At 51.5% G+C, this 3,284-nt stretch carries 3 protein-coding genes; all 3 read right to left on the bottom strand.

What is annotated here, in order from left to right; genetic code table 11:
- Positions 1–106: 106 nt before the first annotated feature.
- A complete protein-coding gene (locus ACSZPU_RS24575; protein ID WP_499004197.1) occupies positions 107–304 on the bottom strand; it encodes a hypothetical protein in 198 nt (65 codons plus the stop codon).
- Between the two features lie 113 nt (positions 305–417).
- The gene (locus ACSZPU_RS24570; RefSeq protein WP_499004195.1) at positions 418–813 is read right to left on the bottom strand and encodes a DUF3592 domain-containing protein; all 396 of its coding nucleotides are present in this window, start codon (positions 811–813) and stop codon (positions 418–420) included.
- A gap of 16 nt (positions 814–829) precedes the next feature.
- Entirely contained in the window at positions 830–3,088 is a 2,259-nt protein-coding gene (locus ACSZPU_RS24565) for a type VI secretion system Vgr family protein (protein WP_499004193.1), read from the bottom strand.
- Positions 3,089–3,284 lie beyond the last annotated feature (196 nt).

Below are 3,284 nucleotides of genomic sequence, written 5' to 3'. Positions count from 1 at the left end.
CTGAATTCGCGGTTAACCCTTCCTCCTACACTCTCCACAATCATGTCCGAGCGTTGCACTTATTATCTGAATTCGCGTCTTACCTTTTCAATTTCGTAGTCAAACTTCACCGTGATGTTAATAAACCCTGAATTTCCACCAGACCGACTGGAAACATCAGTGATGATACCTGTTGTATCAACTCCATCAGCAGAAATTCCAGCTCTAACTTCTTATTTCTGGCATCTCTTATGAGCAAAGACACGATGATATAAGCAAAAAATGCCAGAACGGCGATCACGATGACGTCAGTAACAAATTTCATATTTATCATCAAATAAAGTATCAACCGCATGCGAGCATATAAAAAGAAACTATGCGAAACATGACTTCCGCATAGTTGAATTATTCCGGTCTGCGAGGCTGTAATCAGCCGTGCTAGTTATCACCCAAAATCAATGGCCTGTCATAGATGGCAATACGCTGCGGTTTTTTCGGATCATATTTAATGGTTGTGCCATTACCTGCTTTATAGCGCTCGACCTCTTCGAATGTCAGTGCTTTTAAAATACTGGATTCAACATCCTGACCTTCGCGCGTTTTGAATTTAAGAGTGAGACGATAAACAGGCTTTCCCCCACTCCACATACTGGTCTGACGTGCAACGGTAATATCCGCATTAACCGCAATGCCTTTTTTGAGCACCGAGTCCTGCATTGCACCATCTTTGATCAAAGGGATCAGCGTATCCCTGAAATCTCTGAAAAACAGGAAAAACATAAACGCAACCATCGCAACGACAATGTACAACCACTTTTGAGCAATGAATTCCATTCCCGACCTCCTCCAACTATAAGAATAAGGTAAGCGCTTTCGAACTCCAGTGAAGCGCGCCTGATGTAACCAATGCTTTTATATCACTGATTTCCATCGGCCTGTTTTTTCCCTCGAACGTTTTATGGCTTATAGAAATAACATTATGGGTTACGCTAGTATGAACCGCGGCGGCAGAAAGCGCTTTTAAATCCAGTGCCGCCCCGGTGATGCTTTCAGACGCACCGGTCAAACTAAAGCTATTCCCCGTGATCGCCTCTTTATGTCCGGCGATCGTATAAGACGATTTAGGGGCTTCAAGATTAATATTGGTTGTACTTTTCAGCGTAATATCGTGCGGACTGGTAATGGTTATCGTCCCGGAATTCACGTTCTGTTCCCAGTTACCGGAGTTCACGTTGATGGTCACCCCACCGGTGATGGTTTCCTTTTGCCCGGCCTGGATAACCGTTTCGAGACCATTATCAATCCGCTGCGTGAATTTGCCCGTCACATGCTGTAGCTCATCACCCGTAATATCCGTGCTACGCCCACCTTTCACCGTCACGGCGTCACCGCCGCTGGTGATATCAAGTTTGCGCCCTTTCTGTATTGTCGTGGTTTCACCACCGTTAAACGTACTGGTCACAGCGTTGGTCACAGTTGTATTCCAGATATCCTGGTACGTCAGGGTTACCGCCCCTGTCACCGTGTCCGTCTGCGTCTTTTTGATCGTCGTCGTCCGGTTGCCGTCGATATTGACCGTCTGATCATTCTCAACCGACACCATCATGTCCTTTTCGGAGTGCATCTGCACAGACTCATTACCCGGGCTGTCTTCAAAAAACAGGAAGCTGGCATTGTCGACGCTGCCATCCTTGCTGCGGGTCATAAAGCCCATCCGGGTGGCATCGCCGGGCAGATCCCACGGCGGCATACTGGCCTCATTATAGACGCGTCCGGTGACGATGGGTCTGTCCGGGTCACCGTTGATAAAATCGATTACCACTTCGTCACCCACGCGCGGGATCTGCACGCCGCCAAAGCCTTGCCCGGCCCAGGCGCTGGAAACGCGTACCCAGCAAGAGCTGGTGTCATCACCTTTTGCCTGCCGGTCCCAGTGAAACTTCACTTTCACCCGGCCATAGCGATCGGTCCAGATGCTCTCCCCCTGCGGCCCTACCACCCTCGCGGTTTGCGGGCCATAGGTACGCGGCCAGGCAGTTCTCTGCGCCGGACGGAAATTAACGGAGGAAGGGATGACGGTGAAATCGATACGATGCAGGGTTTCCGAGCCACCACCGCTGGCATAAGTGTTCTCTTCCAGCCAGTAGTTGGCTTCGGTGGTCAGGTATTCTGCGTTATCGCTGAAAAACGGCGCGTTATGCAGGGTGAAGGTATGGCCGGGGGCGATGCCCAGCGCGGTAGCACTGCCCTGTATCTGTTGGTGTTCGACCTGCCAGCGTTCCTGATGAATTCGGGCATAGAATTCACCGTGTCCATGGTCAACAAAGCGTCCCGGCCAGTCATAGACGTTAATGCTGCCAGGCTCTGGCGAGGTCGGATTTTGCCGTGCCTGAAACAGCCACGCGTTCGGTTTGCGAAAATCGTAGTCGTCAAGGCTGTAGATCCCCGGTGTCACGCTGTCGGTTAACGCCCACTGGCTGATCCCTTCTTCATCGGTACTGCCGCCGGACGGCGTGACGTGGTAGGGAATGGATTCATAACCGGCAAAAGGTTGATGCTGGCTGGCAGCATCGGTCAGCAGCAGCACGTGCCGCCCGGATTCGTGGCGGAAGGAGTAGGTAATCCCCTCCAGCTCCATCAGGCGGCTAATAAAATCGAAGCTGCTCTCCTGATACTGCACGCAGTAATCCCAGACGCGGTAGCTGTCGCTCAGCTTATCTTCAACATTGACCTTACTTTCAGAGAGCAACGTTTTGACGATCTGCGGGACCGTCTGCCCCTGGAAGATACGCAGGTTACGGTCGCGCTGCATCGGCCACAGATCGGATTCCACGTTGAGCTGATAAACCGCGTAACGGGTGCCGGAAAGCTCGACGGCGCTCACCGCCACGCGAGTCACTTTGCCATTCAGGTATCGGGGCGTAGTCACATCCTGAGTAGGAATGGTGACGGTAACGGATTTCCCCAGCAGTTGGCTGCGGTCCATGCGCGCGTCGGTACCCAGCAGGGTCAGGCCAAGTGCGTAAGGTTCTGACAGTGCTTCGCGCCCTGACAGTTTCCAGAACAACAGCCCCTCGACCGGAAGCTGAACGGTAATACGATTTTGCATAACAATGAGTCCGAAAATTAAGGGCGAATCAAACGTGTTCGCCATGTCGTCTAAGCGTCAATGCCCCTCACCGTGTTCCTCTGCTCAGGTGCAAAAAAGCACGGTAAGGCGCAGCGTGTACTAGGCTGTGTCCCTTAATCACCTGAGTTATAGTAACTGTCTTTTTCAACAACATATTGAACTATGGCTCGCTACG

The sequence above is a fragment of the Phytobacter sp. V69 genome, from assembly GCF_965644215.1.
In the GTDB taxonomy this organism is placed as follows: Bacteria; Pseudomonadota; Gammaproteobacteria; order Enterobacterales; family Enterobacteriaceae; genus Phytobacter.
The sequence above is the reverse complement of the archived record's forward strand: the minus strand, read 5'-3'. Positions and strand labels throughout refer to the sequence as shown.

Excerpts from the sequence above, each read along its gene's own strand:
- ACSZPU_RS24575 (WP_499004197.1), bottom strand. The coding sequence starts at position 304 with ATGAAATTTGTTACTGACGTCATCGTGATCGCCGTTCTGGCATTTTTT.
- ACSZPU_RS24570 (WP_499004195.1), bottom strand. The coding sequence starts at position 813 with ATGGAATTCATTGCTCAAAAGTGGTTGTACATTGTCGTTGCGATGGTT.
- ACSZPU_RS24565 (WP_499004193.1), bottom strand. The coding sequence starts at position 3,088 with ATGCAAAATCGTATTACCGTTCAGCTTCCGGTCGAGGGGCTGTTGTTC.